Annotated in this window: 25 protein-coding genes; 5 read left to right on the forward strand and 20 right to left on the reverse strand. The window is 32.3% G+C overall.

The genetic code is table 11. The features are described 5' to 3' along the window. Positions 1 to 80: 80 nt before the first annotated feature. From leuB to N1F78_RS14240, 5 genes are all read right to left on the reverse strand, one after another. Positions 81 to 1,136, reverse strand: a complete 1,056-nt coding sequence (leuB, locus tag N1F78_RS14220; RefSeq protein WP_406683833.1) for a 3-isopropylmalate dehydrogenase — start codon at positions 1,134 to 1,136, stop codon at positions 81 to 83. An 11-nt stretch (positions 1,137 to 1,147) separates the two neighbouring features. Then, positions 1,148 to 2,671 carry an alpha-isopropylmalate synthase regulatory domain-containing protein gene (locus tag N1F78_RS14225; protein ID WP_406683834.1) on the reverse strand — a complete coding sequence of 508 codons (1,524 nt, stop codon included), beginning with the start codon at positions 2,669 to 2,671 and terminating at the stop codon, positions 1,148 to 1,150. A 90-nt stretch (positions 2,672 to 2,761) separates the two neighbouring features. Beyond that, positions 2,762 to 3,361 (reverse strand): 3-isopropylmalate dehydratase small subunit, encoded by a 600-nt coding sequence (leuD, locus tag N1F78_RS14230; protein WP_406683835.1) that lies wholly within the window; start codon positions 3,359 to 3,361, stop codon positions 2,762 to 2,764. A 13-nt stretch (positions 3,362 to 3,374) separates the two neighbouring features. Then, positions 3,375 to 4,775 carry a 3-isopropylmalate dehydratase large subunit gene (gene leuC / locus N1F78_RS14235; protein ID WP_406683836.1) on the reverse strand — a complete coding sequence of 467 codons (1,401 nt, stop codon included), beginning with the start codon at positions 4,773 to 4,775 and terminating at the stop codon, positions 3,375 to 3,377. Positions 4,776 to 5,584: 809 nt separating this feature from the next. Continuing rightward, positions 5,585 to 6,388 carry a DUF6503 family protein gene (locus tag N1F78_RS14240; RefSeq protein WP_406683837.1) on the reverse strand — a complete coding sequence of 268 codons (804 nt, stop codon included), beginning with the start codon at positions 6,386 to 6,388 and terminating at the stop codon, positions 5,585 to 5,587. Positions 6,389 to 6,540: 152 nt separating this feature from the next. On the opposite strand from N1F78_RS14240, the gene N1F78_RS14245 reads away from it, so the two are divergent. Continuing rightward, the gene (locus N1F78_RS14245) at positions 6,541 to 6,957 is read left to right on the forward strand and encodes a glyoxalase (RefSeq protein WP_406683838.1); all 417 of its coding nucleotides are present in this window, start codon (positions 6,541 to 6,543) and stop codon (positions 6,955 to 6,957) included. 1 nt (position 6,958) lies between these two features. Here N1F78_RS14245 and N1F78_RS14250 read toward each other — a convergent pair whose 3' ends face one another. The 3 genes from N1F78_RS14250 to N1F78_RS14260 form a co-directional block, all read right to left on the reverse strand. Then, the gene (locus N1F78_RS14250; RefSeq protein WP_406683839.1) at positions 6,959 to 7,312 is read right to left on the reverse strand and encodes a hypothetical protein; all 354 of its coding nucleotides are present in this window, start codon (positions 7,310 to 7,312) and stop codon (positions 6,959 to 6,961) included. Position 7,313: 1 nt separating this feature from the next. Next, positions 7,314 to 8,000: a DUF2461 domain-containing protein gene (locus tag N1F78_RS14255; RefSeq protein WP_406683840.1), complete on the reverse strand. Its 687-nt coding sequence runs from the start codon at positions 7,998 to 8,000 to the stop codon at positions 7,314 to 7,316. 78 nt (positions 8,001 to 8,078) lie between these two features. Next, complete coding sequence (locus N1F78_RS14260) at positions 8,079 to 8,855, reverse strand: tRNA pseudouridine synthase A (RefSeq protein ID WP_406683841.1); 777 nt, start codon at positions 8,853 to 8,855, stop codon at positions 8,079 to 8,081. A 98-nt stretch (positions 8,856 to 8,953) separates the two neighbouring features. Here N1F78_RS14260 and N1F78_RS14265 point away from each other — a divergent pair, with 98 nt between their 5' ends. Further along, positions 8,954 to 9,358, forward strand: coding sequence for a hypothetical protein (locus tag N1F78_RS14265; RefSeq protein WP_406683842.1), 405 nt, complete (start codon positions 8,954 to 8,956; stop codon positions 9,356 to 9,358). Between the two features lie 110 nt (positions 9,359 to 9,468). Here the strand turns inward: N1F78_RS14265 and N1F78_RS14270 are convergent, their stop codons facing one another. Next, on the reverse strand, positions 9,469 to 9,651 hold the full coding sequence (locus N1F78_RS14270; protein WP_406683843.1) for a hypothetical protein: 183 nt from the start codon (positions 9,649 to 9,651) through the stop codon (positions 9,469 to 9,471). 246 nt (positions 9,652 to 9,897) lie between these two features. On the opposite strand from N1F78_RS14270, the gene N1F78_RS14275 reads away from it, so the two are divergent. From N1F78_RS14275 to N1F78_RS14285, 3 genes are all read left to right on the forward strand, one after another. After that, the gene (locus N1F78_RS14275; protein WP_406683844.1) at positions 9,898 to 10,071 is read left to right on the forward strand and encodes a hypothetical protein; all 174 of its coding nucleotides are present in this window, start codon (positions 9,898 to 9,900) and stop codon (positions 10,069 to 10,071) included. Positions 10,072 to 10,354: 283 nt separating this feature from the next. Further along, positions 10,355 to 11,488, forward strand: coding sequence for an HlyD family secretion protein (locus N1F78_RS14280; RefSeq protein ID WP_406683845.1), 1,134 nt, complete (start codon positions 10,355 to 10,357; stop codon positions 11,486 to 11,488). A 57-nt stretch (positions 11,489 to 11,545) separates the two neighbouring features. After that, the gene (locus N1F78_RS14285; RefSeq protein WP_406683846.1) at positions 11,546 to 13,696 is read left to right on the forward strand and encodes a peptidase domain-containing ABC transporter; all 2,151 of its coding nucleotides are present in this window, start codon (positions 11,546 to 11,548) and stop codon (positions 13,694 to 13,696) included. Positions 13,697 to 14,040: 344 nt separating this feature from the next. On the opposite strand, the gene N1F78_RS14290 is transcribed toward N1F78_RS14285, so the two are convergent. From N1F78_RS14290 to N1F78_RS14340, 11 genes are all read right to left on the reverse strand, one after another. Beyond that, positions 14,041 to 14,388, reverse strand: coding sequence for a hypothetical protein (locus N1F78_RS14290; RefSeq protein ID WP_406683847.1), 348 nt, complete (start codon positions 14,386 to 14,388; stop codon positions 14,041 to 14,043). 47 nt (positions 14,389 to 14,435) lie between these two features. After that, positions 14,436 to 15,026, reverse strand: a complete 591-nt coding sequence (gene hisIE, locus N1F78_RS14295) for a bifunctional phosphoribosyl-AMP cyclohydrolase/phosphoribosyl-ATP diphosphatase HisIE (RefSeq protein ID WP_406683848.1) — start codon at positions 15,024 to 15,026, stop codon at positions 14,436 to 14,438. Positions 15,027 to 15,029: 3 nt separating this feature from the next. After that, positions 15,030 to 15,785, reverse strand: a complete 756-nt coding sequence (hisF, locus tag N1F78_RS14300) for an imidazole glycerol phosphate synthase subunit HisF (protein ID WP_406683849.1) — start codon at positions 15,783 to 15,785, stop codon at positions 15,030 to 15,032. Beyond that, a complete protein-coding gene (hisA, locus tag N1F78_RS14305; protein ID WP_406683850.1) occupies positions 15,775 to 16,503 on the reverse strand; it encodes a 1-(5-phosphoribosyl)-5-[(5-phosphoribosylamino)methylideneamino]imidazole-4-carboxamide isomerase in 729 nt (242 codons plus the stop codon). The genes hisF and hisA overlap by 11 nt, the downstream gene beginning before the upstream one ends. Before the next feature lies 1 nt (position 16,504). Continuing rightward, positions 16,505 to 17,086, reverse strand: a complete 582-nt coding sequence (gene hisH / locus N1F78_RS14310) for an imidazole glycerol phosphate synthase subunit HisH (protein ID WP_406683851.1) — start codon at positions 17,084 to 17,086, stop codon at positions 16,505 to 16,507. Between the two features lie 51 nt (positions 17,087 to 17,137). Next, positions 17,138 to 18,274: a bifunctional histidinol-phosphatase/imidazoleglycerol-phosphate dehydratase HisB gene (hisB, locus tag N1F78_RS14315; protein WP_406683852.1), complete on the reverse strand. Its 1,137-nt coding sequence runs from the start codon at positions 18,272 to 18,274 to the stop codon at positions 17,138 to 17,140. Then, entirely contained in the window at positions 18,271 to 19,317 is a 1,047-nt protein-coding gene (hisC, locus tag N1F78_RS14320) for a histidinol-phosphate transaminase (protein WP_406683853.1), read from the reverse strand. Before hisC ends, hisB begins: the two co-directional genes overlap by 4 nt. Continuing rightward, the gene (gene hisD / locus N1F78_RS14325) at positions 19,314 to 20,597 is read right to left on the reverse strand and encodes a histidinol dehydrogenase (protein WP_406683854.1); all 1,284 of its coding nucleotides are present in this window, start codon (positions 20,595 to 20,597) and stop codon (positions 19,314 to 19,316) included. The genes hisC and hisD overlap by 4 nt, the downstream gene beginning before the upstream one ends. 39 nt (positions 20,598 to 20,636) lie before the next feature. After that, positions 20,637 to 21,494, reverse strand: a complete 858-nt coding sequence (gene hisG / locus N1F78_RS14330; RefSeq protein ID WP_406683855.1) for an ATP phosphoribosyltransferase — start codon at positions 21,492 to 21,494, stop codon at positions 20,637 to 20,639. 226 nt (positions 21,495 to 21,720) lie between these two features. Beyond that, a complete protein-coding gene (locus tag N1F78_RS14335) occupies positions 21,721 to 22,533 on the reverse strand; it encodes a prohibitin family protein (RefSeq protein ID WP_406683856.1) in 813 nt (270 codons plus the stop codon). Between the two features lie 12 nt (positions 22,534 to 22,545). Further along, entirely contained in the window at positions 22,546 to 24,576 is a 2,031-nt protein-coding gene (locus N1F78_RS14340) for a VWA domain-containing protein (RefSeq protein ID WP_406683857.1), read from the reverse strand. Between the last annotated feature and the right edge of the window lie 2 nt (positions 24,577 to 24,578).

Below are 24,578 nucleotides of genomic sequence, written 5' to 3' on the forward strand. Positions count from 1 at the left end.
AGGTATTGCTGCATAAATGAGGGCATAAAAAAAGAGTTAGTAAAACTACTAACTCTTATATATTAATAAAAGAAATATTTCTAAATGTTAGCAGCTAACCAATCTCCTACTTCAGTAGTTCCATAAGATTTTCCGCCTTCAGCAAGATCTTCAGTTACAACACCTTCAGCTAATGCTTTATTTACCGCATCTCTAATGTCTTTACCTTCATCTAATAAACCAAAGTTTTCAAACATCATAGCAGCTGATAATACCGTTGCCATTGGATTTGCAATATTTTTACCAGTGGCTTGTGGATAAGAACCATGAATTGGCTCAAATAAAGATATACTAGTTCCTAAAGATGCCGATGGCATTAACCCCATAGAACCAGAAATTACTGAAGCTTCGTCTGTTAATACATCTCCAAATAAATTTTCAGTAATTAACACATCATAATCTTTTGGCCATTGCACTAAACGCATCGCTACAGCATCTACAAACTCATAAGATACTTTAACCTCTGGGTAGTCTTTTTCCATACCCTGAACAGTTTCTCTCCATAAACGTGATGTTTCCATAACGTTAGCTTTATCTACACAACATAATTTTTTAGAACGTTGCATAGCTGCTTCAAATCCCTTTTTTGCTAAACGTGTTACTTCTTCTTTAGTATACATATTAGTGTCATACGCTGTATTTCCGTTGTCTTTTCTTCCTTTTTCACCAAAGTATACACCTGAAGTTAACTCACGGAAAAACACTAAATCAGTTCCTTCTATACGCTCTTTCTTTAAAGGCGACTTATCTAATAAAGAAGGAAACACAAACGTAGGTCTTACATTAGCAAATAAGCCTAATTTCTTGCGCATTTTTAGCAAACCTTGCTCAGGACGTACAGGAGCAGATGGGTCATTATCAAATTTTGGATGCCCAATTGCACCAAATAATACAGCATCAGAAGATGCACAAATTTCATGTGTTTCATCTGGATAAGGCTCACCTACGGCATCAATAGCAGCGGCTCCCGTTAATGCAGGCTTCCATGTTATTTCGTGTCCATATTTTGAAGCAATAGCATCACTTACTTTTACAGCTTGGTCTATTACCTCTGGTCCTATGCCGTCACCAGCTAAAAGAGCTATGTTTAATTTCATTGTTTGTATTCTTAATTAATAATAATATTTAACATTTTTTCTGTGGCTTTAATAGCCGATACTGTTTGATCTGAATCTAAGCCTCTTGTTTTAAATTCTTTATCAGGAGTTTTCCAAGTAATAATAGTTTCACATAAGGCATCAGAATTACTTCCTGGTGGTATGCGAACCGCATAATCTATTAAATTTGGCAACGTTGTTTTTTTCTTTTTGAAAGCATTCTTTATAGCATTCATAAAAGCATCAAACTGTCCATCACCCTGTGCATTTTCTTCAAAAGTTTCTCCTTCAATAATAATAGAAACTGTGGTTGAAGGCTTTAAACCTTTTGAATGTGTTAACACATAAGAGTTTACCTTTACTTTTTCTTCATAAGATTGATCTAAAACATCAGAAATAATATAAGGTAAATCTTCTTTGGTAACCACTTGTTTTTTATCACCCAGCTCAATAATACGCTGAGTAACCTTTTTTATTTCGTCATCATTAAGTTGAAGGCCTAGTTGCTGTAAATTCTTTTGAATATTAGCTTTTCCAGACGACTTCCCTAAAGCATACTGCCGTTTTCTACCAAAACGCTCAGGTAACAAGTCACTAAAATAAAGGTTCTTTTTATTATCACCATCTGCATGTATACCCGCAGTTTGTGTAAATACATTGGCTCCCACAATTGGTTTATTAGCAGGAATCATAACTCCTGAAAAATTCTCAACCAATTTACTCACAGAAAATAGTACTTTTTCATTTACAGCAATAATTATATCATTACTCATAAAATCATTTACAACAGCAATTGTACTTGCCATTGGTGCATTTCCTGCACGTTCTCCCATTCCGTTCACCGTTAGGTGTAAGCCGTCTGCACCTGCTTTTAAAGCCTCCATTACATTAGAAACACTTAAATCATAATCATTATGTGCGTGAAAATCGAAATGCAGATTAGGGTACAAATCCTTAATCTCTTTTACAAAATCAAAAGACTCTCTAGGAGTTAATACACCTAATGTATCTGGTAACATGATTCGTTTTACCTGTTGCGTAGATAAAAACTTAATAAACTCTAAAACATAATCCTTAGAGTCGCGCATACCATTACTCCAATCTTCTAAATAAATATTAGTTTCAATATTGTTTTTTGAAGCTAGTAGAATATTCTCTTCTATTTCCTTAAAATGTTGATTTGGAGTTTTTTTAAGCTGATGTGTTAAATGATTTAGTGAACCTTTAGTCAATAAATTTTGAACTTTTGCTCCAGCTTCTAGCATCCAATTTATAGACACTCCTTTATCCACAAAAGTTAATACTTCAACCTTATCAATATAATCATGTACGGCAGCCCAATTGGTAATATCTTTTACCGCTTGAAACTCTCCTTCTGAAACTCGTGCAGATGCAATTTCAATTCGGTCTACCTTTAATTCTTCTAGTAAAAGCTTAGCAATCGTTAGTTTTTCAGAAGCTGAAAACGACACTGTGGAGGTTTGTTCACCATCACGCAATGTAGTATCCATTATTTCTATTCTTCGCTTGCCCATTAAAAGTCTTTAATATATTCCAAAAAAGCATTTCATTATATAATGGAATGCTTTAATAATTTAACTTTATGATATGTTATTTTTCAACACTTAAAAAGGTCTTGTTTCTGCAAAGGTTTTAACTTCTTCCTTCATATTTTGCAAATAGTCAATATCATCAAAACCATTTAGCATGTTCCCTTTTTTGTAACCATTGATTTGAAATGATTCAGATTCTCCCGTTGCTACCAAAGTAACCTTTTGATTAGGTAAATCAACTGTTATTTCTGCTTTAGGATCAGCATCTATTGCATCAAATAATTTTTGAGCAAATTCTGGAGATACTTGAACTGGTAATACACCTATATTTAAACAATTATTTCTAAAAATATCTGCAAAGAATGATGAAATTACACAACGTAATCCAAAATCATAAACAGACCATGCAGCATGTTCTCTAGAAGAACCAGAACCAAAATTCTTTCCTCCTACTAATATTTTAGAACCTGCATATTTCGCATCATTTAAAGGGAAATCTGCAATAGGATTTCCTTCGGAGTCATATCTCCAATCTCTAAAAAAGTTATCTCCAAACCCCTTACGCTCTGTAGCTTTTAAGAAACGAGCAGGAATGATTTGATCTGTATCTACGTTTTCAATTGGTAACGGATAAGCTGTACTTGTTAATACTTCAAATTTATCGTAAGCCATTTTCTCTTTCTTTTTAAGCGTTAATTAATGTTCTTGGATCAGTCACTACCCCTTCAATTGCCGTTGCTGCCGCTACTAATGGAGAAGCTAACAATGTTCTAGATCCAGGTCCTTGACGTCCTTCAAAATTACGGTTAGATGTAGATACAGCTAATTTTCCAGCAGGTACTTTATCATCGTTCATTGCTAAACAAGCAGAACAACCAGGTTCTCTTAATACAAAACCAGCAGCTTCTAAAACCTTATCTAAACCTTCTTCTTTAATTTGATCTACCACTTTATGTGACCCTGGTACTAACCAAGCTGTAATATTATCTGCTTTTTGTTTTCCTTCAATAATTGAACAGAAAGCTCTAAAATCTTCAATACGTCCGTTTGTACAAGATCCTAAGAATACATAATCAACTGTTTTACCAATCATATCTTCACCTTCTGCAAACTGCATATAACCTAGAGACTTTTTATAAGTTGCCTCTCCTCCTTCTACATCACTTGCATTTGGAATAGATTGTGTTACACCAATACCCATACCTGGGTTAGTTCCATAAGTAATCATTGGTTCTATATCGGCAGCATCATAATTGAATTCTACATCAAATTCAGCATCTTTTTCGGTATATAAAGTTTGCCAATATTCCATAGCCTTATCCCAGCCTGCTCCTTTTGGTGTATGTTTTCTTCCTTTTATGTATTCAAAAGTCTTTTCATCTGGAGCAATCATACCACCACGAGCTCCCATTTCTATAGAAAGGTTACAAACAGTCATACGTCCTTCCATAGACATATCTTCAAAAACATCGCCAGCATATTCTACAAAATAACCAGTTGCTCCAGAAGTGGTTTGTTTAGAAATTATATACAATGCAACATCTTTCGGTGTTACTCCAAAACCTAATTTTCCATTTACATTAATACGCATTTTCTTTGGCTTAGGTTGCATAATACATTGTGTAGATAAAACCATTTCTACTTCAGAAGTACCAATACCAAAAGCAATAGCTCCAAAAGCACCATGAGTTGATGTGTGCGAATCTCCACAAACAATAGTCGACCCAGGTAATGTAATTCCATTTTCAGGTCCAACAATATGTACAATACCATTATTTCTATGACCTAACCCCCAGTGAGAAATACCATGTTCAGCCGCATTATTTGCTAAAGCTTCTAACTGATTAGCTGATAATGGGTCTGCCACAGGTAAATGCTGATTCCATGTTGGTGTATTGTGATCTGCTGTTGCAAATGTTTTTTCTGGGTACATTACACCAATACCTCTGCTTTTTAAACCAACAAAAGCAACAGGACTTGTAACTTCGTGAATAAAATGTCGGTCTATAAAAAACACATCTGGACCATCTTCTATATTTCTGACAACATGAGAATCCCAAACCTTGTCAAATAATGTCTTACTCATAAATAAATTTTTAATTGAATTATTTCTACTGCACCCTGAATAAAATTCTGGTTTATCTCGCCGTAAAGGGACACAAAGTTATAACTTTATTGCAGTTATTTAAAGCTTTATAAAGGTTTGTTATATACTTTTTATAAAATTGATAAAGGAAATGACATAAATTATATTTTATTCAACATAAAGATGATATCACTTATAATTTTCAAAAGAATAAAAAGATTAAAACTACAACAAGGTTTGCTAGTGGTTGTTATTTGGTATTTTTAATGAAAACCGCCGTATAGCATTCAATTAAGGATTAAAATAAGCTGATAATATTGATTACTCTTTTTCTATACTTTAATAAAATAAAAAATTAATTTTCTAACACTGGTTTTGCACCAGTGCACCCCTATTATCTCTGAGAAGGATTCGATAATTTAAGCGTATATTCAGCAAGTAAGAAGGTATCAGAGCTAATTCACCAGATAAACCTAAACTTAAATCTAGAGTTGTTTGAGTTAACTTTATTGCCCCCAGACCCAGTATAAACACAAATCTTTGTCAAAATGTGATAACCACAAAAATTGGGGACCCCAAATGGATAAAGGTTTTTGATATTCAAGTAACTTTAAACAGGTTCGATTAATCTGATGAAATAGTCAATGCTACAAAATTTTTAGCTTCAAATGAAGGTGCAAATGCCTATGGTTCTGAATTCGTATTTGATGAAGATCCCAGTCAATTATTGATTACGTTAAAAATAAATCCACAAAAAGCAAGCAGCAAATTTAAACTAACTTGGTGCCACTTTTTATTAATGAATTTTCTTATTGAAGTATAAAATCTTCTTTGGTAAAACCATTGTTGAATTTTATACGGCTAAAGGTGTAAGTACCATTTTCACTATACTCCCCTTTTTCGTTTGGCACAAAGGATTTCCTAACAGTTGATATATAAAGACCATCAATAACTTCATACTCAAGGGTCATTTTTAAAATAGGTTTATCAATACCCCAATCTGGTAATGAAAAGAAAAACCAATCTACTAAATGAGTTTTAGGGTTGAAATATAAAATATACTCATCATTTTTCTCTTTTTTAGTAACATCTGCATCATAAGTTAAGCTAACCTTATCATAATTAACACCATCAACTTCTTCTGTACCTAAATATTTATAATTTGTACCAGGGTCTTGTAGCTTATACATCATGGTAAACCAATAAAAGTTCACTTTTCGTAAAAACACAGTTCCACCAAGGGCTTTTTCATCAGTAATCTGTTCCCCGTTTAAAGTAAGTGCTGGTTCTCCATCAATTAAAGATTGAACAGCTAAACCTTTTTCAGTTGGCAATACATTCCGCTGATGAATCTCATAAGAACCCCAAGAATGTTCTCCATCAAAGACATGACGCTCAAGAGAGACATCTTTTCCTTGGTCGTAATTATCATATACATAAAGAAACTCTACATCCTTTTTAGATGCCAGCTGTTCGTAACCTCCATTAAGTTCAACTAAACTATCTATTAGTGATTTAGATTTATCATCTGCAAATGTTTGCGCTTCACTATTAAAGCTGTTAATTAGAGTAATAGATATTGTAAAAAAAAGGGTTTTAAAAATTGATTGCATTATATTTTTATTTGGTTTAAAATTGTTTGTCGTGATTAAATAAGAAACTTACAGGAAAAACCTGCCCTTTTGTTAATAAACACGTTAATAAGTATGAGCCCAGTTGAATAAATCAGGTTTTAATTATATCTACTTTTATTAAAACCAAAGCCATGAGCCCAAGACAAATTAACCTGAAGGACATTCGTCCTGAGATTTCTTCAACAACAATTAATGATAATATGAGTAGTGATGAACGCTTTCAAAACCTAGTTTTGAGACCGGTTATTAAACTTCAAAATGATTTGTTTATTGCTGTCTTTAAGAATTATATTGTTAAACATAAATCGGTTTTTTACGACTTAACATTAGAAAAACGAATTGATTATATTGAAAACGCTATTCATAAGGACATGAAGTTCAGAAATTCTCTAAAAGGAATGATTATTGGATTATTTACGGTGGAAGAATACAGTTTATATATTCAAAACTCTTCTGCTTTAAACAAGCGAATGATGAACATTGTTAAAGAACGCCTACTAAGTCAAGTTCAATTATTTGAGAAGCCTGAGTTTATGGAAGCAGTTTAACTTATAACTTAATAAATTGATTTGAATAAGTTGAATCTTTTTCTCTTTTGATATACAAAGTATCTCTAGTTTCATTAAGCTTATAATGAATAATGAAATTAGTTTCTTTTTTTGGATTAATATGATTTAATTGTTTAAAGCTAATTTTATCTTCATCTCCATACCATTCGTTTTTTATTTCCTTTCCCCATTGATTTATTATCAATGTATCTTTAAAAAATACCAAACTAACAATGTTTATACTATTAACCGATTTCCATTTTCCATAAATGCCCTTATTAACTTTATTTTTAGAACAGTTTAAAATTATACATGATAAAAATAAAACTAGAAATAAAAACTTTAATTTATCCATCTTAACCTTCAATCAAAGACACCCCATTTAAATCAGTTGTCAAAACATCACTCATATAATCAAAAAAGGGTCGAACCGCCTGGAATGAAGCATTGACTTCATCCAAAAAGCCAGGAGCTAGAACCTCTTTATCTGTATATTTTTTGGTAAAGATATATTGCTTTTTCTTTATTAAATCTATGGCTTTGTGGTCTTTACTAAAACCTTTTGGCGCAGTTTTAACCTCGTCACCAACAAAAGTATCACCCCAAACACCGTTGAATTTTTTATTAGCAAGAACCTCCCTAATTTCGCTATCATCCATTTCAAATTCCTTTCTAATTCGTAATAAATCAGCTGGAGCTGGCTCCCAAAACCCTGTTGCAATAAAGCTTTCATTGTTAGGTTGAATGTGCAAGTAGTAACCCCCTCTTAATTTAGGTTTGGTTCTATGGAAAGATCCACCAAAATGTGTTTTATACGGTAATTTGTTTTTTGAAAAACGAACATCTCGATAAATACGAAACATTTTCATTTTATCAATTTCGTCATGTGAATTAAGAGTTTCAAATATAGAGTTATACACTTCTTTTACATCTGCTTCAATAGATTTAAACTCTTTTTTACGCTCATTAAACCAATCACGGTTGTTATTTTTTTCTAGTTTTTTAAAGAAATCTAAGGCCGATTTTGGTACAATTAAACTCATTTTGGATTTGTTTTTTGATTAATTAATGAAAAGAAAGGTTGTCTACTTTGTCATTTGAAAATTACAAAAAGCTTTTGGTTATTCAAACTCAACTTTGTTAAGAATTAATCCAGAAGCAGGTGCAATGTAATTCATTTTTACAAACACATTAGGTTCTAAACTGTGTTTTATGTCTTGAAGTGTTAATGCACCCTTACCTAAATCAATTAACGTCCCCATCATTAATCGAATTTGGTTACGCATAAAGCCCTTTCCTCTAACCCTTAACAAGTATGTGTTTTCAGGAAAATAGTTAGCTTTATAAATAGTGTTTTCTACCAGTTCGCAAGTTTCAATAACTCTATTAAAGATGCCATTTTCACTTGGTTTATAGCAATACGATTTCATGTAATGTTCACCTTCAAATAACTTAGCACCTTGTTTCATAAGTTCTATATCCAAATCGTCCAAGATAGTTGTCATTATTGGTGCACAAAACGGATGACACTTTTCGCCATAAGTAAATAAATACAGGTATTCCTTAGTTTTGGGATGATTGATAATATTAAACTTCTTATCAACTTCTTTAATCCCCAAAGCTCTTATATCTTGTGGCAGGTTATCATTAAAAAGTTTTAAGAACACTCCAAAATCTTCTATTGGCTCTTGTAAAAATAGCTCAAAAGCTGCACATTCTGCAGAAACCATAGCATCCGTTCTACCAGAACTTAAACTTTTAAAAGGTTTTTTTTCTAAGATAAAGTTTAAAGTTCTATCTACCATTAAGTGCAAGGTTTTAACATTAGGTTGCTTCTGCCAACCATGAAAGCGATACCCTAAATACTGAATAGTAATAACATAAAAGTACTTCTTCATTATAAGTTTTTAACGCTACGAAAAGTACAGCCTTTTATCAATTATGACAAAATTTTTATAACTTGTTAATCTAATCACTAACTAAAAATTCATTATTTATGACAGATTCAGCAACAAACAAACCTGCTATTTGGTTTTGGATTGTGAGTGTTATAGCTCTTATTTGGAACGGAATGGGCGTTAACGCATATTTGCAACAAGCCTATAATACGAAAGGTTATCAAGAAATGTATACTGCAGAGCAACAGGAGATTGCAGCTAATATGCCATCATGGGTTACTGCACTTTTTGCCGGAGCATTGGCAGCTATAGGACTTTTAGTGCGCAAATCTTGGGCTACAAAACTTTGGTTATTATCCTTAATTGCGGTTATTGTTCAAATGGGATATATTCTAATTAATGGTTATGCGTCAAGCATAGGAATGACTATTATGATTATTGTTTTGGCAGTCGTATTTTATTGGTTTTCTAAAATGTCAGGATCAAAAGGCTGGCTTAAATAAGTTAAACCACCAATTATATGTTGAAGGTATTAGAATTAACTAGCTAATACCTTTTTTTTTGGCGTTACCTTTATCCTGAACTTTGTTCAGGACCTAAGTCCGGCTTTCCGTTATATTTTTTTGCTTGTTCTAGACACATCACGCTTTGAGAGCGACACTCGAACAGACATAAAAAAGGATGATACTTTACAATGCCTAACGCGTTTAAGACTATTTACGGCGTCCTTTTCTTGATTCCAGCCGTAGGAAATAGAAGTTCTAATATGCGATATGCTTTTGCCTTTGCCTATCATTTCTGAATTTTTTTAGATATATTTTTATTTGATTTGCTAAATCATAGACTTACTATGTAAGTTTCGAATTTAGTTTCTTATATATATCCGATGAACTTAAAACTATTTTGTAGGAAAAAAAAAAAATTGCGTAGTAAAAATAATATGTGTAAGTTAGTTGTTCAAAATATTCGCGAAACTATTTTGGTAATAAATATTATTGTATAACATGGTATACATAAAGCATACCGTAAAATTTAAAAATTTATGAATTTACAAAAATTAAACGTTCAGGAAATGCAAGTTGGGGAATTAATGGAAACATCTGGTGGTGGTGATGAACCGTCACTTTGGGATCAATATTGGGATGTAATGACAGATCCTAATAGTCATGGGTGGCTTTTGGGTCCTTTGGTGTATCCTTTTACGCAAATAGATTAATGGATACGCATACTTCTTAAACATAAGAATATAACTTTAAATGTCTGACTATTTTAGTAATTAAGTTTACTAAAGTCAGACGTTTATGATTTATATCAGGAAAGCAAGCGTTAGTTGTTTTTTTATCTTTTTTCTTTATTAATTCAACCTAGTGCTTCAGTTATAAGTTTAAAGTTAATCACATTAATCCAAACATAATAGTTAAGATACCCCAACAAATTGTTAAAAAGTAAAAGCTTAAAAGTTTTTTCTTGTTATCTCTTTATTTGCATTTTAAAACCCTATGAACTTCAGTTCAGACCCTATACACAACCTCGAAAACCTTATTGCTAAAAACACAACAAAAAGTATTTCTATTTATTTACTGGTAGTTATAACGCTTATTGGTGTTTTAGCCTGTTTACCCATTATTAAGGTAGATATTAGCAACCAAAGTCGTGGTGTTGTACGTGCCAAACAAGACAATAGCCCATTAACCAGTGTTGTTAGTGGTAAATTAACCCAAGTCCATTTAAAAAACAACCAACAGGTTAACAAGGGCGACACATTATTAATTATTACCACTGATTATATAAAGGCACAGAAAACACTTAACGATTCCTTGTTGCAACAGGCAGAAATAGAGTTTGTCGATTATACAAATTTAACCAATAATAAACCGAAACTACTAAAGGATAACGTCATAATTGATAACTATGAACGCTATTTGTTGCAGAAACAAGAGTTGGTAAGCAAAGTACAACAGGCAAAAATCAACTTTAATCGTTACGAACAACTATTTAAAAAACAAATTGTTGCCCTATCAGAATACGAAACTTATTTGTACAGTTTAAAGTTCGCCAAGGAAGCGCTTAATAGCTTTATTAAACAACAACAGGCACAATGGCAATCCAAAAAACGTGAGATAGAGACCCAAATAAAAAACCTTAAAAGCAAAAAAGAGCAATTTATATCAGAGAGCAACAACTACGTGCTTACTGCGCCTATTTCTGGAACTTTAGAAAATGTGTTGGGTTTGCAAGTAGGCTCATTTGTTAACGCTTCTCGAATTATAGCAACAATTTCTCCAAACAGTAATTTAATTGTAGAAAACACAGTTTCTCCAACAGACATTGGTTTGTTAAAAATTGGTCAGGATGTAAAATTTCAGCTTGATGCCTTTAACTACAATCAATGGGGAATGCTCGAGGGAAAGATTATGGACATAGATAAAAATATAACCATACAAGACAATTTCGCAATTTTTAAAGTACGCTCTAGCTTAAACTCTAAACAGTTAACGCTTAAAAATGGCTATACAACCAATATTTCAAAAGGCATGACATTAACCACGCACTATTTTATAACACGCAGAAGTTTATATGAATTACTATTTGATAAGATAGATGATTGGTTTAACCCTAAAATCATTGATTAATGGACTATATGAAAGTTTGAAATCAAAATTCGTTATTCGTTACTCTAAGTTCATAAAATGCCAAGTATAAAAATAAAACAACACGACATTAAAGATTGCGGAGCAGCATGTTTAGCATCTATTGGCAATCATTTTGGCATTAATTTGCCTATTGCTAGAATACGGCAGTTTGCTAATACCGACAAACGTGGTACAAATGTTTTGGGTATTATTGAAGCTGCAGAAAAAATGGGTTTTATAGCCAAAGGTGTAAAAGGCGGTTTAGACTCAATACCAAAAATACCTTTACCCGCTATTGCACATGTGGTTGTTGGTAAACAATTGCAACATTTTGTGGTTATTTATAAAGTAACTAAAAAGTGTATTCAAGTTATGGACCCGGGAAATGGAAAACTCATTACCTACAGTTATGAGGATTTCAAAAAAACATGGACAGGAGTTTTAATATTATTTGCCAAAAATGATAATTTTAAAAACGTTAACGAAAAAACCAGCGCCTTTAGACGCTTTTGGGATTTAATACAACCTCATAAAACCATTTTAATACAAGCACTTTTTGGAGCTACAGTTTTTACAATACTTGGTCTCGCCATGTCTATTTATGTTCAAAAAATAACAGATTATGTATTGGTTGGCGCAAACCGAAAGTTACTTAACCTGTTAAGTATTGTTATGGTTGCTGTTATTTTACTACAGGCTTATATTGGTAGTAAAAAGAGCATTTTTGTTCTTAAAACAGGACAGTTGATAGATGCCAAACTAATTTTGGGATACTACAAACATTTGCTCCAGTTACCGCAACGCTTTTTTGATACCATGCAGATAGGTGAAATTACTTCGAGAATAAATGATGCAGTAAAAATTCGTGCTTTTATAAACAATGTAGCCATAGATATGCTGGTAAATATTTTTATAGTGGTGTTCTCATTTGCTCTAATGTTTACGTACTACTGGAAATTGGCACTGGTAATTTTATTGGTTATTCCGTTTTATATCTTGGTTTATTATTTAATGAATCGATTTAACAAAAAAGTAGAACGTAAACTCATGGAAAATACGGCAGAACTTCAAACACAATTGGTGGAAAGCATTACGCATATAAGAACTGTTAAAGAGTTTGGTATTGAAGAATTTTCGAATATTAAAACTGAAAACCGATTTGTAAAACTATTATTTAATACTTATAAATCTGGACTAAATGGTATCTTCTCCGGAACTTCAACACAGTTATTGGCATCAATTTTTACTGTTATTTTACTTTGGATAGGTTCTGGCTATGTGCTGGATAATGAGATTACCACAGGAGAATTGTTTTCATTTTATGCCCTTATTGGATATTTTACATCTCCTGTTACCTCTTTGGTTGGGATGAATAAAACTGTACAAAATGCATTGATTGCGGCCGACAGGTTATTCGAAATTATGGATTTAGAACGTGAGGAAACGGAGAATAAAATCAACCTTATCAAAGAAAATCTTGGAGATATTGTTTTTGAAAATGTATCATTTAGATATGGTTCAAGAACAGAGGTTTTTAACAATTTTAATGTTGCCATTAAAAAAGGACAAACAACAGCGATTGTTGGAGAAAGTGGGAGTGGAAAAACTACGCTTATAGCTTTACTCCAAAATTTATATCCTATTAAAGAAGGCAATATATATATTGGAGATTACGATTTAAAGTATATTCATTACAAAAGTTTAAGACAACTTATTGGAGTTATACCCCAACAGCTTAATTTATTTTCTGGTACAATCATAGAAAATATTGCATTAGGAGAAAATTTTCCTGATATGCAGCGCATTATCGAATTATCTAACAAACTGGATATCAATAAATTTGTAGAAAAATTACCCAATAGCTTTGAAACTCAAATAGGAGAAAATGGAGCGATGCTATCTGGAGGGCAAAAACAACGTATCGCCATTGCAAGAGCCTTATATAAAAATCCAGAAATATTATTAATGGACGAAGCAACCTCTGCTCTCGATACTCATTCTGAAACTATTGTAAAACGAGTTATTGAAGATTTCAAATCACATGGCAAAACAATTATCGTAATTGCACATAGATTAAGTACTATAGCAAATGCAGACATTATTTTGGTTATGGAAAATGGAACAATTGTAGAACAAGGAAATCATAATAATCTACTATCCAAAAAGGGTAAGTATTTTGAACTTTGGAATAAACAAAGCTTGGTTTAAGCCAAATTTGAATTGTTTTAAGTTTGGTACGGGCCTACTTACGAAAACCCTAACTGATTTTCTATTCGGTTTGTATTTGCTAAGTTAGCAACAAAACTTTAGGTATTATCCTTAATTGCTGTAATAATACAAATGGCTTACATACTAATAAATGGTTATGCCTCAAGTATAGGAATGACCATTATGATTATTGTTTTGGAAATAGTGTTTTACTGGTTTTCTAAAATGTCAGGATCAAAAGGTTGGCTTAAATAAGTTAAACCACCAAATTACATGAAGGCATTAGAATTAACCATCTAGTGCCTTCTTTTTTTAAAAGAAATCTATTTTAAAAAGACCGAAGGTTATTTTGCGCCGTAGGCATTATAGACACTCAATTGTTCAGGCGTTAGCAGACTTTTAATTGCCTGTTTTGTTTCTACAAGTTTAGCTGCCATTTTCTTCATAAAGGCATTTGATTTTCTTTCAGATTTTGATGCTTTATTTTCATACAGAATCATACCCTTATAAATCTCTTTAGCTTTATTGATTTGCTCTTTAGAAAGCTCTAAATTCTTATCACTCTCGGTAAGCATAATATTATCTCGCTTTATCAAATTATTTATCTGAGAATCAATATTATTTTGGGCAAAAACAACTGAAGATGTCATCAATAAAAACAAAAACGACAGTATATTTTTTTTTGTATTCATGGGGCTAAATATTAAAATTATACGATAAATATAGTGAAATTTGCTTATTAGTGTCGGTTCTTCAATTCTGCTTCAATGTCTTTTAAGCTAAATCCTTTAGCTTGAAGGAGCATTAAATAATGAAATAACAAGTCTGCCGATTCATATAAAAATAATTCATCGTTCTCATCCATAGCTTCAATTACCGTTTCTACAGCCTCCTCTCCTACTTTTTGAGCTACTTTATTAATGCCTTTTGAAAACAAACTTGCTACATATGATTTGGTAGTATTTTTATTAGCTACACGTTCTGAAATTACGTCCTCTAATGTTGAAAAGAAACCATAAGATGGCTTATTCTCTTCTCCCCAGCAATTATCAGTTCCTTTATGACAAGTGGGTCCAACCGGGTTTACTTGAACCAATAAGGTGTCATTATCACAATCGTTTTTAATATCTACTAAATTCAAGAAGTTCCCACTTTCTTCACCTTTAGTCCATAATCGTTGTTTGCTTCTACTGAAAAAGGTTACTTGTTTCGTGTTAATAGTTTTTTGATAAGCTTCTTCATTCATGTAACCCAACATTAAAACATTTTTTGTTGTAGCATCTTGAATAATAGCCGGTACTAAACCGTTTGAATCGTATTTTATTTCCATAGCTTAAAGTCGTACTTCAATATTATGTTCTTTTAATTCTTTCTTTAAATCTGGAATTGGAATTTCACCAAAGTGAAATACGCTTGCGGCCAAAGCTGCATCAGATTTACCTTCTACAAATGTATCTATAAAATGTTGCACATTACCCGCTCCTCCAGAAGCAATGATTGGAATATTCAATGCATCAGATAATTTTGCTAAAGCTTTATTTGCAAAGCCTCCTTTTGTTCCATCATGATTCATAGATGTAAATAAGATTTCTCCTGCTCCTCTTTCTTCTACTTCTTTCGCCCATTCAAACAAATCAATTTCAGTTGGAATGGTTCCACCTGCTAAATGCACTTTCCATTCACCATCTATTTGTTTCGCATCAATTGCCACTACCACGCATTGACTTCCAAATTTATCAGCTAATTCATTTACTAATTCTGGGCGTTTCACAGCAGAGGAATTGATGGATACTTTGTCTGCTCCATTTTTCAATAAGGCGTCAACATGCTCCACTGAAGAAATCCCGCCGCCAACAGTAAATGGAATATTTACCTGTTCAGCAACATGCAATACCATTTCCAAAGTTGTTGCTCTTGCTTCAAGAGTAGCCGTTATATCCAAGAACACCAACTCGTCTGCTCCATAATCAGCATATTGTTTTGCCAATTCTACAGGATCTCCGGCATCACGTAAGTCAACGAAATTGACACCTTTAACAGTACGTCCATTCTTTATATCCAAACATGGTATGATACGTTTAGTTAACATTGACTATATAATTTTCTAATTGTTTTAAACTTATTTTATTTTCATAGATAGCCTTCCCTATGATTGTACCTTCACAACCTAGTGCAGCCAATCTTGGTAGTTCTTCAAACTTTGATATTCCACCGGATGCAATTAATTTAACACCACCTAATTCACTCAGCATTTTTTCATACAAATCAAATGATGGTCCTTCAAGCATACCGTCTTTGGCAATATCAGTACAAATCACATAAGACACACCTTCGCTCATATAATTCTTTACAAAAGGGATTAACTCTTCATCGGATTCTTCTAACCAACCACTTATAGCAATTTTTTCATTATTTGCATCGGCACCCAGAATGATTTTATCATTTCCAAATTTTGACAACCAACTTTTAAATACTTCTGGTTTTTTAACCGCAATACTACCACCAGTAATTTGTCCGGCACCAGAATCGAAGGCAATTCTTAAATCATCATCTGTTTTTAACCCTCCGCCAAAATCAATCTTTAAATTAGTTTTAGTAGCAATTAGCTCCAAAACCTTATGATTTACAATATGACTAGCCTTAGCACCATCCAAGTCAACTAAATGCAAAAACTCTATACCGTGGTCCTCATATTGTTTAGCTATCTCTAGCGGGTTCTCATTATACACCTTCTTTGTGTTATAGTCTCCCTTGGATAGCCTAACACATTTACCTTCAATAATATCTATAGCGGGTATAATTCGCATCTTATAATTCTATAAAGTTTTGTAATATTTTAGCACCTTCATTTCCACTTTTTTCTGGGTGGAATTGGGTACCATAAAAATTTTCATGTTGCAGCGCAGAGGCATAATTAATTTCGTAATCAGTGGCAGCTATGGTTTCATCACAATGTTCTGCATAATAGCTATGAACCAAATACATGTATTCGTTCTCCTTGATGTCTTTAAATAAATCAGACTTTAGTTCCTTTATAACATTCCAGCCCATTTGCGGTACCTTAACATCTTGCGAAAAGCGTTTTACTTTAGTTTGAAAAATACCTAAACCATCTGTATTTCCTTCTTCAGTATGCAAACACATTAGTTGCATACCTAAACATATACCTAAAACTGGTTGTTTAAGATTGGGAATTAAAATATCCAAACCGCTTTCCTTAAGCATTTTCATTGCAGAACTTGCTTCTCCTACACCTGGAAATATAACCTTATCGGCAGCTTTAATTTCATCCGGGTCTTTTGATAACACAGCATCATATCCTAATCGGTTAAAAGCAAACTGAATACTTTTAATATTTCCAGCTCCGTAATCTATTATTACTAATTTCATTTCTTCTCGATACAATTTCTCGTACTTATAAATCATTCGAAGTAAAAATAATTATAACATTCCTTTTGTACTTGGCAAAAACATCTTATTGGCATCTCTTTTTACCGCCATTTTCATAGCTTTTGCAAAAGCTTTAAAGATACCTTCAATTTTATGATGCTCGTTTACGCCTTCAGCTTTTACATTTAAATTACATCTAGCTCCATCTGTAAACGATTTAAATAAGTGGAAAAACATTTCTGTTGGCATATCCCCTATTTTTTCTCGTTTAAACTCAGCATCCCATTCTAACCAATTTCTTCCTCCAAAATCTACAGCTACCTGAGCTAAACAATCATCCATAGGTAAACAGTAGCCATAGCGTTCAATTCCCAGTTTATTTCCTAATGCCTTGTTGAATAATTCCCCTAAAGCTATCATAGTATCTTCTATAGTGTGATGCTCATCCACATCTAAATCACCATTAACTTTTACGGTTAAATCCATAGCGCCATGACGTCCTATTTGATCTAACATATGATCGAAGAATGATAAACCAGTAACAATATCATTCTTACCAGAACCATCAAGATTCAATTTTATATATATCTGAGTTTCATTAGTATTACGAGTAATCTCTTCAACTCTATCTTTAAGCTTTAAAAATTCATATATTTCTTTCCAATCTGTACTAGTCAATGATATGCAATCTAATATCTCTTGCTGAGATGCTTCAATTTCATCTACTCCTAATTCAGGATTTTCTGAAAGATAAATCCCCTTTGACCCTAGGTTTTTGGCCAACTCCATATCAGTGATTCTATCCCCTAAAACAAATGAATTTTCCAAATCATAATCTTCAGTAAAATACTTAGTTAATAAACCAGTTCTTGGTTTACGTGTATCAGCATTCTCATGTGGAAATGTTTTATCAATATGAATAGCAGAAAATTTAACGCCTTCTTTCTCAAAGGCATCAATAATCTTGTTTTGTGCTGGCCAAAAGGTATCTTCAGGAAAAGAATCTGTTCCTAAGCCATCTTGATTGGTAACCATAACCAATTCAAAATCAAGTTCACAAGCTATTTTTGCCATGTACTGAAAGACTTTAGGATAGTATTCTAATTTCTCTAAACTGTCCAATTGATAATCAACTGGCGGTTCAAGAACCAAAGTTCCATCTCTATCTATAAACAATACTTTTTTCATGGTATAGATTTTAAAGTATCTATTAATTTTTTGTTTTCTTCAGGTGTTCCAACTGTAAAACGCAATGTGTTTTCACATAGCGGTTGCGTGGTTCTGTTTCTAATTACAACTCCATTTGCTATTAATTGGTTGTAACGCTCTGTAGCATTATCAACTCTAGCTAAAACAAAATTTGCCTCAGTTGGGAAAATTTCGTTTATAAAACTTACCTCTCCTAATGCCTCTATAAGAACTTCCCTTTGTTCTAAAATTGAATTTACCTCAGAAGTTACAGCATCTAAATTTGAAACACGCTCTAAGGCACGTTTTTGAGTTAATTCATTAACATTATAAGGCGGTTTGATTTTGTTTAAAATAGTAATAATTTCTTTAGAAGCATAACATAACCCTAAACGTATTCCCGCTAAGCCATAAGCCTTAGAAAGCGTTTGTGTTACAACTAAATTTGGATATTTTGACAACTCTGAAATCCAACTTTTTTCGTTTGAAAAATCAATATAAGCTTCATCTATAACCACCAATCCATCAAAACCGTCAAGTAATTGTCTGATTTTTTTTGAAGCCATAAGATTGCCTGTTGGGTTATTTGGCGAACAAATAAAAATCATTTTAGAATTAGAATCAACAGCATTTAAAACCGCTTCCACATCAGGTTGAAAATCTTGATTTAATTGCACTTTACGTTCTTCAACTTCATTTAAATTAGAAAGCACTGTATACATGCCATAAGTTGGCGGAAGTGTAATTACGTTGTCTTGTCTAGGCTCACAAAACGCTCTGAATAACAAATCCAAAACTTCATCACTACCATTTCCTAACAAGATTTGATCTTCAGACACCTTTTTTTGTTCAGCCAAAACAGCTTTTAAGTTCCGTTGTAAAGGATCAGGGTAGCGATTTACACCATTTTCAAATGGATTTTCGTTAGCATCTAAAAACACCATTTTAGATCCATCTGAAACATATTCATCACGGGCAGAACTATAAGCCTTCATTGCCTTAACGTTTCCTCTAATTATATTTTGAATTTTGAACGTTTTCATTTTAAATCTTTCAATCTAATACTAACCGCATTTTTGTGTGCTTGCAAACCTTCAGCTTCAGCCATTAATTCAATTGTTTCACCAATATTCAAAATGCCTTCTTTAGATATTTTTTGGAACGTCATACTCTTCATAAAGCTATCTAAATTTACACCAGAATATGCTTTACTAAATCCGTTTGTAGGCAAGGTATGATTGGTTCCAGAGGCATAATCTCCAGCACTTTCTGGCGTATAATCTCCAATAAATACCGAACCTGCATTTCTTATGTTATCAATATAAAAATCTTCATTCTTAGAACAAATAATAAAGTGTTCTGGTCCGTATTGATTTATTAACTCTAAAGCTATTTTGTCATCTTCAACATAAATAGATTTTGAATGCGCTATAGCTTTTTCTGCAATTGCCTTTCTAGGCAAAACCACTAATTGTGCCTCTACTTCTTTTGAAACTTCAGAAATCATTTTTTTTGAAGTAGATACCAAAATCACCTGACTGTCTGCACCATGTTCTGCCTGACTCAATAAATCTGAAGCAATATAACTTGCATTAGCCGTTGCATCTGCAACAACTAACAATTCACTAGGTCCAGCTGGCATATCTATTGCTACACCAAACTTGGTAGCTAATTGTTTAGCAACCGTTACAAACTGATTACCGGGTCCGAAAATCTTATAAACCTGCGGAATAGTTTCTGTACCAAACGTTAATGCTGCAATAGCCTGGATACCGCCAACCTTAAATATTTTAGTAACACCGCAAAGTTTTGCTGCGTATAGAATTTCTGCAGCTAATTTACCTTGTTTATTAGGAGGTGAACATAATACAATCTCATTACAGCCAGCAATTTGAGCAGGTGCTGCCAACATTAAAACTGTTGAAAACAAAGGGGCTGTTCCTCCTGGAATGTACAACCCTACACTTTCAATGGCGCGTTTTTCTTGCCAACATTCTACACCATTGGTAGTCTCTAATCTAACTTTAGAGGTTTTTTGTGCCGCATGAAACGCCTCTATATTCTGCTTAGCGCTTTTTATTGCCGTCTTTAAAGCTTCCGGAATGGTTGTAACAGCTTCATCAATCTCTTCATTAGAAACTAAGTTATTATTCAAAACCACCTTATCAAAACGCTCAGTGTATTCCTGAATGGCCTCATCTCCATTTTGCTCTACATTAGTAAAAACTTCACTTACAATTCCTTCAATATCATCTACAGTTTGTGTAGGACGTCTTAAAATAGCCTTCCAAGTATTTTTATCTGGATTGTTTATTATTTTCATAATCTTATAATCAAAAGACACTAAAACTACTCTAATGCTTTATAGCACCATTTTTTCTATTGGACAAACCAAAATACCTTGTGCTCCGTTAGCTTTTAATTCATCTATGACTTCCCAAAATTCATTTTTACTAATTACAGAATGTACAGAACTCCACCCCTCTTCGGCTAATGGTAAAACCGTTGGACTTTTCATTCCTGGTAATACACTTATAATTTTTTCTAATTTATTATTTGGAGCATTCAGCAAAACGTACTTTGATTGCCTTCCTTTTAAAACTGATTGAATTCTAAATTTAATTGTTTCAAGAATGGCTTTACGTGTTTCATTTAACGTAGGAGAAATAGCTAAAACCGCTTCCGATTTTAATAAAACTTCAATTTCTTTTAATCCATTTTTAAACAATGTACTTCCGCTAGAAACAATATCGCAAATACCATCGGCTAAACCAATATTTGGAGCTATTTCTACAGATCCATTAATAATATGCAATTGTGCTTCAACACCTTGCTCAATTAAAAACTTTTTTACAGTTTCTGGGTAAGATGTTGCAATTTTTTTTCCGTTTAAATCTTTTAAAGATGTAGCATCCGAATCTTTTGGAACCGCAATAGATACCTTACACTTAGAAAATCCAAGTTTCTCTACAACTTCTATACCTTCACCTTTTTCAATTAATACATTCTCACCAATAATAGCAGCATCTACCACGCCGTCTTTTAAATACTGTGGAATATCACCATTACGCAAATAAAACACTTCAACTGGGAAATTTCTAGCTGATGCTTTTAATTGATCTTTTCCGTTATCGATTGAAATACCGATATCTTTTAAAATTTGCATCGAGTCTTGGTTTAAACGACCCGATTTCTGCACTGCAATTCTTAATTTACTCATTTTGTTTTTGTTATGAGTTTGAAACAATCTTGTTGATTTTAGAAATGAAAAACCCGCTTGATTGTCTCAAACGGGTTTAAATATATTTTCATTTTATTCAATACATCCTTACTTCGCTTGAGGGCAAATATAAAAATGATGATGTGTTTGAATAAAAGTCATGTTTTTATTTCTTTTTGCAAATATCTATAATAAAGATGTATTATACCAAATTATTTTACAAAAATTATTGATTACCCAAAATTATAGGTAAACCACTTTCTCCTGAACCAATAACAATAACCTTGCTATTTGGTGACTCTGACAATTTCATAGTAGCTTCTATACCTTTATCCTGAAGAATTTTATCTGTTAAAGAAGCACTTAATATTTCATTAGATTTTGCTTTACCTTCAGCTTCTATTATCTGTTTTTGAGCTTCTTTTTCAGCAGTTACCAATCTAAACTCATACTCTAAAGACTCTTGCTCCTGCTTTAATTTACGTTCAATAGCATCCTTAATAGATGGTGGTAATGTAACATCTTCAACTAATACACGTTTAACATTTAAAAATTGACCATCTAGTTCCTTACGAACTTCTTCCAATATTTCTTGTTCAATAACATCACGCTTACTGGAATATAATTGTTCTGGAGTGTAGCGTCCCACAACACTTCTAGCTGCAGAATTAATAGCAGGATCTAATAACTCTACTACAAAATCTTTTCCCTTAGTTTTTATTAAACTTCCCAAATTACTATACTCTGGTTCAAACCAAATTGTACCGTTAACTTGTACTTGTAATCCATCCACAGAAAGCACATTCATTTTATCTGAAATAGATTGCTGTCTCACTTTAAACACCAACATTTCATTCCAAGGGGCAACAATATGAAAACCTTCACCATAAGTTTTCTCAGTGTTAATCCCATCACCAAAACGCTCGAAAATAACCCCACCTTCACCTGGGCCTATTGTTACGGCAGATTTACTAATTAGTACAATTAAAATTACTAGACCTATTATAATTGGCACTCCTATTTTAGGTAATTTTTCCATTTTATATTTAGTTTATATTAATCCGTTATATTTTCTTAGAAACCATTCAACAGATAAGCTAATAGCTATAATTGCTAAAAGATATTTCCAGTCTATCAAAGGTATGGTATTTTTATGGCTTTTTTGAATTGAGACATAACGATTATCATTAATTAAATCACTTATCAAATCAGCCGTATCATCTATAAAATAACTCTTACCATCACTATTAGTAGCTAACTGCTGAAGCTTTGTTACATTGGCATTTAAAAATTGTTGTTCAACATTGTATTCTAAAATGGTAAAATTCCCTGATACACTAATATTCTCTTCATTAACTTTTACCGTAAAACTATACTCTGATGCAGGTAAACTACTTAAGTCTACTTGATAATTATTGTTTTTTAAAACAAATGGAAATTCAATTTCATTATCAGACAAATTATCTTTTACTTTTATTGTTAAAGTATTCCTATTGTCAAACTCATAGTTTTTATCAAAAAACTGAGCATTAATTATTATGTTACTACTGCCTATATAAAATGATTCATAATCAACATTTAGTCTTCTTCTTAATTTATTAGTAGCAAGATATTGAACCAGTTTACCAATAAAATTATCAAAATCACCAAAGCTCTTACCGTTCAGATAACTCTGTGCACGCCATTTCCATATATTTTCTCCAAAAAGCACAGACTCTCTAGCTCCATCTGCTTCAAAAGTTACAAGTAGCGGTTCATTAATTGAATTATTTCCTACTCTTTTAGTCAAAATATTTTGATAAGGAATTTTAAAACTAATAGAACCGTAATTAGATTGCAATGGTGGAAATGTTTCAAAACTAATATCATCAATTTGAAAAGGAGTGAAATTCAAATTAAAATCAGCTTGATACTCTTCAGTTTGAAACACTACTTCATGCGAAAAATAGGAACTTATTGAATTTAGAAAGTTCAAATCTGTCTTACTACCAACTATTGTGAATTTGTTTTCCCCTTCTAGAGCTCTATAAATTGATTTAAACTTATTATTTGGCTGATACAGTATTACCAATTGAAAATCACCTATTTGATCTAAAATATTATTAGGATTAAAAAAATGAACTGACCGCTGTTCATTACTCTCAATACTATTCTTAAAAGCGCCTAAATCTGGGTGAATCAAGTCACTCACAATTGCAATTTTTGTTTTCTGATCTATGATTTCAACAGCAAAATTCTTGATGTTATTCACCTTGTTTTTTTCAGTTTGTATAGGAATTAAACTTACTTTATAACTGTTTGTTCCAATAACGTTAGCTGGGAGTGTTAAATTTACAACTTTAGAATTGTTAGTTTTAGAAAAACTTACTGGCTCTGAATGCACAATTGTATTACCCTTTGAAACTTCTAATCGGGTGTTAATAGTGTTGTTTCCATTATACACCAAAATAGCCTCAACTGGAAATCTATTTTTTAAATAAGCATACTTATTTACATTTAATTGCTCAATCTTTAAATCTGTATAAGTAATTGTGTCTCCTAAAATTACAGGGTAAATAGATTGCTTAAAATAACCTGTAGCAAACTGATAATCATTACCAAAAGTTTGATTTCCGTCAGTTACTATTATGGTTGGTGAAATTGATGCTTTAAATATTTCTGAAAGTTGACCAAAAGCTTTATCTATATTTGTTTCCTTTTCTTCAAAGGTTAAAGAATCTGACACCTTAAGTGAATTTCCTAAAGTATACGACGAAACATTAAATTTACTCTTTAGCTCTTCATTATTAAGTAAATTCTCGACTAAGCTTTTAGTTGACTCATCTCGCTTTAAATGTTTAATGGAGCTGGAGTTATCTATAGCTAAAACCAAATTTGGCTTTTCTGTATAAACCTTAACTTGTTCGAATTTTGGATTTACAATGAGTAATAAAACTGAAAAAATTGTTAAAAACCTCAGAAATGTAAAAAGTATATTACGTTTAAAGTTTTTTGTTTTTGACTTATATCTATACTGAAAAAGCGCTATAAATAGCGCTAATATTCCTGATAATATGATATAAATTAAAGTTTCAGCAGACATAT

Source organism: Seonamhaeicola sp. MEBiC01930 (genome assembly GCF_045277075.1).
Taxonomy (GTDB): Bacteria; Bacteroidota; Bacteroidia; order Flavobacteriales; family Flavobacteriaceae; genus Seonamhaeicola.

What these genes read in the sequence shown, in the direction of transcription:
- leuB (WP_406683833.1), bottom strand. Translation starts at nt 1,136, where the DNA reads ATGAAATTAAACATAGCTCTTTTAGCTGGTGACGGCATAGGACCAGAG.
- N1F78_RS14225 (WP_406683834.1), bottom strand. Translation starts at nt 2,671, where the DNA reads ATGGGCAAGCGAAGAATAGAAATAATGGATACTACATTGCGTGATGGT.
- leuD (WP_406683835.1), bottom strand. Translation starts at nt 3,361, where the DNA reads ATGGCTTACGATAAATTTGAAGTATTAACAAGTACAGCTTATCCGTTA.
- leuC (WP_406683836.1), bottom strand. Translation starts at nt 4,775, where the DNA reads ATGAGTAAGACATTATTTGACAAGGTTTGGGATTCTCATGTTGTCAGA.
- N1F78_RS14240 (WP_406683837.1), bottom strand. Translation starts at nt 6,388, where the DNA reads ATGCAATCAATTTTTAAAACCCTTTTTTTTACAATATCTATTACTCTA.
- N1F78_RS14245 (WP_406683838.1), top strand. Translation starts at nt 6,541, where the DNA reads ATGAGCCCAAGACAAATTAACCTGAAGGACATTCGTCCTGAGATTTCT.
- N1F78_RS14250 (WP_406683839.1), bottom strand. Translation starts at nt 7,312, where the DNA reads ATGGATAAATTAAAGTTTTTATTTCTAGTTTTATTTTTATCATGTATA.
- N1F78_RS14255 (WP_406683840.1), bottom strand. Translation starts at nt 8,000, where the DNA reads ATGAGTTTAATTGTACCAAAATCGGCCTTAGATTTCTTTAAAAAACTA.
- N1F78_RS14260 (WP_406683841.1), bottom strand. Translation starts at nt 8,855, where the DNA reads ATGAAGAAGTACTTTTATGTTATTACTATTCAGTATTTAGGGTATCGC.
- N1F78_RS14265 (WP_406683842.1), top strand. Translation starts at nt 8,954, where the DNA reads ATGACAGATTCAGCAACAAACAAACCTGCTATTTGGTTTTGGATTGTG.
- N1F78_RS14270 (WP_406683843.1), bottom strand. Translation starts at nt 9,651, where the DNA reads ATGATAGGCAAAGGCAAAAGCATATCGCATATTAGAACTTCTATTTCC.
- N1F78_RS14275 (WP_406683844.1), top strand. Translation starts at nt 9,898, where the DNA reads ATGAATTTACAAAAATTAAACGTTCAGGAAATGCAAGTTGGGGAATTA.
- N1F78_RS14280 (WP_406683845.1), top strand. Translation starts at nt 10,355, where the DNA reads ATGAACTTCAGTTCAGACCCTATACACAACCTCGAAAACCTTATTGCT.
- N1F78_RS14285 (WP_406683846.1), top strand. Translation starts at nt 11,546, where the DNA reads ATGCCAAGTATAAAAATAAAACAACACGACATTAAAGATTGCGGAGCA.
- N1F78_RS14290 (WP_406683847.1), bottom strand. Translation starts at nt 14,388, where the DNA reads ATGAATACAAAAAAAAATATACTGTCGTTTTTGTTTTTATTGATGACA.
- hisIE (WP_406683848.1), bottom strand. Translation starts at nt 15,026, where the DNA reads ATGGAAATAAAATACGATTCAAACGGTTTAGTACCGGCTATTATTCAA.
- hisF (WP_406683849.1), bottom strand. Translation starts at nt 15,785, where the DNA reads ATGTTAACTAAACGTATCATACCATGTTTGGATATAAAGAATGGACGT.
- hisA (WP_406683850.1), bottom strand. Translation starts at nt 16,503, where the DNA reads ATGCGAATTATACCCGCTATAGATATTATTGAAGGTAAATGTGTTAGG.
- hisH (WP_406683851.1), bottom strand. Translation starts at nt 17,086, where the DNA reads ATGAAATTAGTAATAATAGATTACGGAGCTGGAAATATTAAAAGTATT.
- hisB (WP_406683852.1), bottom strand. Translation starts at nt 18,274, where the DNA reads ATGAAAAAAGTATTGTTTATAGATAGAGATGGAACTTTGGTTCTTGAA.
- hisC (WP_406683853.1), bottom strand. Translation starts at nt 19,317, where the DNA reads ATGAAAACGTTCAAAATTCAAAATATAATTAGAGGAAACGTTAAGGCA.
- hisD (WP_406683854.1), bottom strand. Translation starts at nt 20,597, where the DNA reads ATGAAAATAATAAACAATCCAGATAAAAATACTTGGAAGGCTATTTTA.
- hisG (WP_406683855.1), bottom strand. Translation starts at nt 21,494, where the DNA reads ATGAGTAAATTAAGAATTGCAGTGCAGAAATCGGGTCGTTTAAACCAA.
- N1F78_RS14335 (WP_406683856.1), bottom strand. Translation starts at nt 22,533, where the DNA reads ATGGAAAAATTACCTAAAATAGGAGTGCCAATTATAATAGGTCTAGTA.
- N1F78_RS14340 (WP_406683857.1), bottom strand. Translation starts at nt 24,576, where the DNA reads ATGTCTGCTGAAACTTTAATTTATATCATATTATCAGGAATATTAGCG.